Below are 7,391 nucleotides of genomic sequence, written 5' to 3'. Positions count from 1 at the left end.
GCCCGCACCGTCGGCCCCCCCCCCCCCCCGGGACACCCGGCGAGCGCGAGCGGGGCCGGGTCCGCGTGGTGCGGCTCGTGCCGTGCGGACAGGCGTTCGCGCAGGGCCGCCCGGTCGGGGGTGCGGCGGAGCCCGGCGGGCAGCAGTGCGTGCAGGGCGACGGTCATCCGAAGCTCCAGGGGTCGGGAACGGTGGGGGCACCGTGTGCGTCGCGGCTGATCGATCCGGCGAAGCGGGCGTCGTGGTGGAGGCCGGCCAGGCCGGTGGTGACGGCGGTGGCGGTCAGGTCGTGGCCGGCCAGCAGGGACAGGGCGTCCGGGGTGGCGAGTTCGCGCAGGTCGTGGGTGGCGGCTGCTGCCGCGCACGTGTCGGAGGGGGCGATCCAGCCGTCCGCCGTGGGCAGGGGGCGGCGGAAGCCGGCGGGGCGCCTCGGGTTCTCGCCGCGGGCGGCGCGGCGCAGCGCGGCTGCGGTCAGGGTGTCGGCCGCCCCCAGGAGGGAGGAGTCGACGCGCACGCCGTGTCCGGTGCGCTCCCGCAGCAGGAGGCCGGCCAGTACGGCTTCGGCGCCGGTGAGCCCGCCCAGTACGTCGAGCAGGGTCATCAGGGACGGTGCGGGCAGTTCGCCTTCGGGCCGTACGGCCTCGCCGACGCCGGTGCGGGCCTGGACCATGAAGTCCGTGCCCATGGGTGCGTCGGGCAGTCGGCCGGCCCAGCCGCTGGTGTACGCGTAGACCAGGCCCGGGTTCGCGGCGGCGAGGTCCTCGGCGTCGAGGCCGAGTTCGCCTGCCTTGCCCGGGGCCCAGTTGTGCAGGAAGACGTCGGCTTCGGCGGCCATCTCGCGCAGGCGGCGCCGGTCGGGCTCCGCCTTGATGTCGATCTCCACGGCGCTCTTGCCCCGGTTGAGGGCGAGCCAGCGGGCCGAAATGCCGGAGCAGGCCGGGGGCATGCCGCGCAAGGGGTCCCCGCCGGGCGGCTCGATCCGTACGACGTCGGCTCCGAGCAGTCCCAGCAGGTGCGCTGCGAGCGGGGCCTGGATGCGGCGGCCCGCCTCCAGCACGGTGAGTCCGGCCAGCGGCCGGCCGGAGGGCGGGGCCGCGGCGGCCTTCGCGCCGGGCTCCAGCAGGCGCAAGGCCCAGGGAGCGGCGCCGTCGTGCTCGGCGGCCCGTTCGACCAGGGTGCGCAGGACGCACACCTCGGCGCCGGAGAGCGCGGCGGCCTGCCGGATCCGGGTCATGGGGTGGGACCGGGTGACGGTGTGCAGGGCGGCGGGGAAGGGGGCGCAGGCGGTGGCGTACCGGAACTGGAAGGGGCGCCAGCCTGCCCGCATCGCGTCGGCGGGTGCTCTCAGCGCTTGCCAGAACGCGGCCCAGGCTCCGGGGTCCAGGGTCTCCAGCTCGAAGAGGGCGCCCTCGGCGGAGGTGAAGGGCGGTCCGCCCGGCCCGGATTCGGACGCCTCGTCCTCGTCGGCCCCGGCGGCGGCGAGGTACTGGGACACGGCGAGCAGGCCGGCCCGGTCCGCGCTCGTGGTGACCGGTTGCGGCCGGATGCCCCGGGCCGACCCGATCAGGGTCGCGAGGAGGCCCTGGACGGTGAGGACGGCGGTGGTGGTGGCCGTGTAGTCGACCGCCAGGCCGCGCGGGCAGCCGTCCCGCCGGCCGTGGACGGACATGACTCCGGTGGCGGCCTGCACGGTGGCCTCGTCGACGAGTCCGGTCTTCGGGCCGCCCCAGCCGGTGGCCGCGTGGACCGGCTCGAATCCCGCGCCCGTCACGACGACCTGCCCGGTGGCCGGGTCGTCCTGTGCGGCGGCCTCGCCTCGCGCGCCGAGCAGCCGGAGGCGGTCGGCCACGACGCCCGTGATCTGCGGCGGCCCCGAGGTGTCGAAGCGCAGTGTGTCGAGCGGCCGGACCGTCCGCGTGGTTGCCGGTGACGCCATGCCTCTCCTCTCCTGGCGCGGCGGTGACCGCGCCGGGACGTTCCAAGAATTCCGGGAACCCGGGAGCGTGTGCACCCGACCAGTTCCACGGACAGACAGTCGGACAACCGTTCCCACGGGTTCCCGAACATCCGGAGGAAAGCAGTGACGGATCCAGGCGCAGCGAACACCGCGCAGACCCAACACGACGCGCACACGGCCCTGTTGCGCGACCGGGTCGCCCGGTTCGTCCGGGACGGGGTGATCCCGTACGAGCCGGTGCTGGACGCGGGGGGCTCCGCTGCTGCGGCGGCGATGGCCGAGTTGCGCGGCCGTGCGCTCGACGAGGGACTGTGGGCCCTGCCCCTGCCGGAGGAACTGGGCGGCGGAGGGGTTGCTTTGGGGGCGTACGCCGCGCTGGCCGAGACCGAGGGCGCCAGCGATCACGGACCCGCGGCCCTCCGCTACGCCGCCCTCCTCGACCTCACGATGCTCGCGCGGCACGGTGGGAGCCGCATCCGCGAGGAGTACCTCACGCGGCTGGTCGCCGGCGAGATCCGCACCTGCTACGCGATGACCGAGCCCGGCACGCCCGGTACCGACCCGTTCCGCACGGCGACCCGGGCCGAACGCCGGCCGGACGGCGGCTGGACGGTCACCGGCCGCAAGTGGTTCACCTCGGGAGCCGCGAACGCCGACCTGGTCACGGTGCTGGCCCGCACCTCGGGCTCCCCCGGCGACCGCGAGGGGCTGTCGCTGCTGCTCGTGCCGACCGGCTCCCCCGGTTTCCGCGTCGTCCGTGAACTCCCCGTGTTCGGTGCGGCCGGCCAGTACGAGGTCGCCCTCGACCGGGTCCCGGTGCCGGCCGACCACCTCGTCGGCGAGCCGGGGCAGGCGCCGGCCATCGCCGGCGAGCGGCTGCAGTTGGGGCGGACGCTGCGCTGTCTGCGCTGGCTGGGCCAGGCCCAGCGCGCCTTCGACCTCATGTGCGAGCGGGCCGCCACCCGGAGCGGATCACGCGGACCGCTCGCCGACCACCAGCTGGTCCAGCAGCACGTCTTCGACGCCCTCCTCGCACTGCGCACGACGCGCCCCCTGGTCCACGAGGCGGTCGCCCTGATCGAGGCCGGGCAGGACGCCCACGTCGAGGTCGGTCTCGCCAAGGTCGCCGCGGCGCGGATGCTCCAGCACGTCGCGGACTCGGCGATCCAGGTCCACGGCGCAGCCGGACTCGGCCCGGACACTCCGCTGCCCGCGCTGTTCCGCAGCGGTCGCGCCGCCAGGATCCTCGACGGCCCGGACGAACTGCACATCACGTCCGTGGCCCGGCGCGTCCTGCGCGGCCACGGCGCACGGCAGCCCACCCGGGGGTGACGTCCACGACACCGTCAAGGGCGTGGAGCGCGAGCGGTGATCGGTCCGGGGCCCGGGAACCCGGGCCGGCTTCATCGGCGCCGAGGCCGTGACGGCGGCCGGCGAGGTGCCGAGCGGGCCACCGGTCGGCTCCACCCCGGCCGGACGGTGCGAGCGGACCCGTCAGGCCCGGTCCTCGCCGATCAGGCGGGCCGCGGCGCCCGGTCGCGGCGGTCGCGCACGGCCCAGACGAACGCGACCGCGCCGGCCACGGCGAACTCCGCGGCCACCAGCAGCCATCCCGCCCCGTACCGGTCGTCCGAGGCCAGCAGTCCGAACAACGGCGGCCCCACCGCGAAACCGGCGAAGAACCCCGCCGCGGTCAGCGCCGAGTCCTGACCCGCCCGGCCCGGTGCGGCCCGCTGCATCACGAGCACCATCGTGACGGCGTTGCCGGAAACGGCGAACACCCCCACCGCAACGGCCCCGAGCCATACGAGCGGCCCCACCGCGACCGCGGCCGCGAGGAGCACGGCCGCGCCGAGCGCTCCGCAGGCGAGCCACCCCGGAAGCCACTCGGCCCGGCCCGGACGCGCCGCCTTCGACCAGCCCACCCGGCCGACGATGCCGGTCACGCCCAGCACCGCCACCAGCGCCGCGGCCGCCGTCGGGCCCAGACCCAGCTCCCGCGCGCCGAACAGCGCGAGATAGGTGTTCACGGAGGCGATGCCGCCGCCCAGGAACAGCGAGAACACCGCGAGCCACGCAACCGCCCCGCGCGGGATGAGCGAGGCGCGGGAGCCGCCCGGGGTGACCGGTGGATCGGCGGGCAGAACGCGCAGCGCCCACAGCCCGGTGAGCAGGGCCGCGCCGGCCGACGTCCACACCGCGCCCCGCCAGCCCAGCCCCGAGGCGAGGGCCGCCAGGGGCAAGCCCGCCGCGAACGCGCCCAGTTGGACGCCGGACTGCTTCACACCGGTGACCGCGCCCCGGCGGGCGGGTGGTACCGCGGCGAGAATCGCCTTGTTGGTGGCCGGGTTGGCCAGGGCCTGCGGTACGCCGCCGAGCGCGACCGCGCCCAGCAGCAGCCCGGCGCCGGGAGCCGACCCGATCAGCGCGAGCGCCGCGGCGGAGACCAGGAGCAGGGCCACCAGCGAGCGGCGCGGCCCCACCCGGTCCACGATCCGGCCGCCGGCCGGCGAGAGCAGGGCTGCCGTACCGAAACCGATCGTGGTCGTCAGCCCCAGCACCACGGGCGACAGGGCCAACTCGTCGACCAGGCACGGCCCGAAGGCACCGAGCAGGAACAACTGCAGCATGGAGAAGGCCATGGCAGCGGTCAGGAGCCCGGTGAGCCGTCGGCCTGCCCGGAATTCCGTCCCTTCCGGCGCAGCAGGTGCCGCTTCCTCCGCTGGCACAACCGTCTCCTTCCGAGGTTCATCGCACTGCCGGACGCGCAGTCAGTCGGACGTACGGCACGGCCGGTTCCCCGGATTCGCTGTGGTCCGCACCACACGGCCCGCGTCCGGAGCAGGAGCCGGACGGGAGCCGTTCCCACCGTGCACACCCCGGTGCAACGCTGACGACGAGGGTGCGAGGATGAGCCCGCCATGACACCAGGCCACTGTTCCCGAGCCGTACGGGCTGCGATGTTCGCAGCCCTGTGCGTGCTGCTCGCGGCCACCGGCCACGTGCTCATGTCGGGAACGCCCGTGCCCGGGTGGGCCCTTGCGGCAGCGCTCGCCGGCACGTCCGGCCTCGCCTGGTCCCTGGCCGGCCCCGAGCGCGGGCTCCTCGCCGACACCACGACGGCGATCGCCGTCCAGGCCGCGCTCCACGCGGGGTTCTCCCTGGTCCAGTCCGCCGCCCGGCCGCTGCCGTCCGGCCGGTCCTTCGCGCAGCAGTGGGCGCAGTACCTGACGTGCGGGGACACCCGGCTGTCCGCGTCCGAGGCCGCACGTCTGGTCGACGACGCCGGCCTCGGCGGCCTGGTGCACCAGCCGCCACCAGGAACGACGGCGGTCACGGACGCGGGCGCCCACGCCCACCACGCCGTGCACGGCATGTCGCAGGCCATGGCGGGTACGCCCGTGCCGGACGCGCACGCCATGGCCGGCATGCCGATGTCCGCGCCCGGCATGCTGGCGGCGCACCTGCTGGCCGCCGTGATCGCCGGACTCTGGCTCGCCTACGGCGAACAGGCCGCCTTCCGGCTGCTGCGCACCTTCGCGGCGTGGCTGTGGACACCGCTGCGACTGCTCCTCGCCCCGTCGCGCGCAGCGCACCGGCCTCCGCTGCGTGCGCGCCGCGAGCGCGACGGCAGCCCGCTGCGGCAGCTCTTCCTCATCGACGTCATCACCTCACGGGGTCCGCCTGCGGGAACCGCTGTCATCTGACAGCCGGCTTCCCGAGCACGCGCGGGTCATCCCCGGCGCGCCTCGGGCATCGGTCATGCCCTCCGGCAGGCCGTACCCCTCACCGGCCCGCCGAGCGCGACGCCGGACACCACACGCGTAAGGACCTTGTGGCGATGACCCCTGCCCTGAGCACCTCCCAGGATTGCGCCGTGCCGGAAACGGCCGGGCACACCCGCGGCAGCGACGAAGCCGTGACCCGGCTCGCGCTCGCCGCACGCGACGGCGACCCGGAGAAGGCCGACCGGTTCGTGCGCGCCCTCCAGCGCGACGTCTGGCGGTACGTCGCCTACCTCAGCGCCGACCCCCAAGCCGCCGACGACCTCACCCAGGACGTGTTCCTCCGCGCCCTGCCCGCCCTGCGGCGCTTCGAGGGCCGTTCCTCCGCCCGCACCTGGCTGCTGTCGATCGCCCGCCGCACCGTCGTGGACAGCATCCGCCGGTCCGCCGCCCGCCCCAGGCTGTCGGACCGTCACGACTGGCAGATCGCCGCCGAGCAGGCCCAGCCGTGCGGCGTCCCCGGGTTCGAGGACGGCGTCGCCCTCGCCGAGCTCCTGAAGGCCATCCCGGCCGAGCGCCGTGAAGCCTTCGTCCTCACCCAGCTCCTGGGCCTGCCCTACGACGAGGCGGCCGCGGCCATCGGATGCCCGATCGGTACGGTCCGCTCCCGCGTGGCCCGTGCCCGCAGCTCGCTGATGGCGCTCCTCACGGATGCGGAGACGCTCCCGGCCGGCGCGGAGCGCCCTGCGCCGGCGCACCGGGGTGAAGGCAGGGCGGCCGCCCGGCAAGCCCGTACGGACATGGCCCTGCTCGGCTGATCCGTGGCTCACCACGGGCGCGGCGGCCGACGCCGGTACGGGATCACTCGGGGCGGCTGAAGCGGTGGGCCGCCCAGAGCAGGGCCAGGGCTCCGGCCGTCAGCAGGGCCGCGGCTTCGAGGGGCAGCGGTGGCTGGCGGCCGAACCATTCGATGCCCGGCACCGCTGCCTGGCCGGGTACCCGGAGCGTGATGCTGCGCCGGAGCAGGTCCACCCCGTAGGCGAGCGGGTTGGCGGCGGCCAGGGTCCGGGCCCAGCCCGGCAGGCTGTCCAGCGGGAAGAATCCGCCGGAGAGGAACAGCAACGGCATCATCACCAGGCCGAGCAGCATGTGGAACACCTCGGGGCGGCCCAGGCTCACGGCCAGGGCCAGGGAGAGTGCCGTGATGGTGAAGGAGGCCAGGATCATGCCGGCGAGGAGCAGCGCGAGGAGGAGCGGATCGTAGGGCAGGCCCACCGCTCCGGCGAGGGCCAGCAGGAGGGCGCCCTGGACGGCGGCGACCGCGGTGCCGCCGGCGCAGCTGCCCAGGAGGAGGGTGGAGCGGCGCACCGGGGCCATCAGCAGTTCGCGCAGGTAGCCGCTCTGCCGGTCGGTGATCAGGCGGATGCCGACCATGATGGCCGGTGTCTGGACCGTCATCATCAGCATGCCGGGGAACAGGTAGGTCTGGTAGCCGACGCCGAGCGTGGAGTGGGGGATCAGCGCGGCCAGGCCGCCGCCGAGGATGAAGAGGTAGAGCACCGGCTGGATCAGCATGAGCGCGGTGTGGGTGGGCTGGGAGGACAAGCGCAGCAGGTCGCGGTGGACCAGTGCGTGGACCGCCCGCAGTTCACGGCGCAGGCGGGGAAGCGGCGCCGGGTCCGGGACCTCGTGGGTACCGGGTGTGTCGC

General features: G+C 75.4%; 6 protein-coding genes. 3 read left to right on the top strand and 3 right to left on the bottom strand.

Annotation, left to right across the window (positions count from 1 at the left end; all coding sequences use genetic code 11):
- Positions 1 to 163: 163 nt before the first annotated feature.
- On the bottom strand, positions 164 to 1,936 hold the full coding sequence (locus tag ACFXA3_RS29235; RefSeq protein WP_385191521.1) for a CoA transferase: 1,773 nt from the start codon (positions 1,934 to 1,936) through the stop codon (positions 164 to 166).
- Positions 1,937 to 2,080: 144 nt separating this feature from the next.
- On the opposite strand from ACFXA3_RS29235, the gene ACFXA3_RS29230 reads away from it, so the two are divergent.
- On the top strand, positions 2,081 to 3,289 hold the full coding sequence (locus ACFXA3_RS29230) for an acyl-CoA dehydrogenase family protein (RefSeq protein WP_385191520.1): 1,209 nt from the start codon (positions 2,081 to 2,083) through the stop codon (positions 3,287 to 3,289).
- 182 nt (positions 3,290 to 3,471) lie between these two features.
- On the opposite strand, the gene ACFXA3_RS29225 is transcribed toward ACFXA3_RS29230, so the two are convergent.
- Positions 3,472 to 4,599, bottom strand: a complete 1,128-nt coding sequence (locus ACFXA3_RS29225) for an MFS transporter (RefSeq protein WP_385191523.1) — start codon at positions 4,597 to 4,599, stop codon at positions 3,472 to 3,474.
- A 279-nt stretch (positions 4,600 to 4,878) separates the two neighbouring features.
- On the opposite strand from ACFXA3_RS29225, the gene ACFXA3_RS29220 reads away from it, so the two are divergent.
- Positions 4,879 to 5,664: a hypothetical protein gene (locus tag ACFXA3_RS29220; protein ID WP_385191518.1), complete on the top strand. Its 786-nt coding sequence runs from the start codon at positions 4,879 to 4,881 to the stop codon at positions 5,662 to 5,664.
- Positions 5,665 to 5,798: 134 nt separating this feature from the next.
- Positions 5,799 to 6,500: a sigma-70 family RNA polymerase sigma factor gene (locus tag ACFXA3_RS29215; protein WP_385191516.1), complete on the top strand. Its 702-nt coding sequence runs from the start codon at positions 5,799 to 5,801 to the stop codon at positions 6,498 to 6,500.
- Between the two features lie 43 nt (positions 6,501 to 6,543).
- On the opposite strand, the gene ACFXA3_RS29210 is transcribed toward ACFXA3_RS29215, so the two are convergent.
- On the bottom strand, positions 6,544 to 7,341 hold the full coding sequence (locus ACFXA3_RS29210; protein ID WP_385191522.1) for an ABC transporter permease: 798 nt from the start codon (positions 7,339 to 7,341) through the stop codon (positions 6,544 to 6,546).
- Between the last annotated feature and the right edge of the window lie 50 nt (positions 7,342 to 7,391).

It is taken from the genome of Streptomyces sp. NPDC059456, assembly GCF_042750055.1.
Lineage (GTDB): Bacteria > Actinomycetota > Actinomycetes > Streptomycetales > Streptomycetaceae > Streptomyces.
Note: the sequence above shows the minus strand (reverse complement) of the source record. Positions and strands in the feature narration are given on the sequence as shown.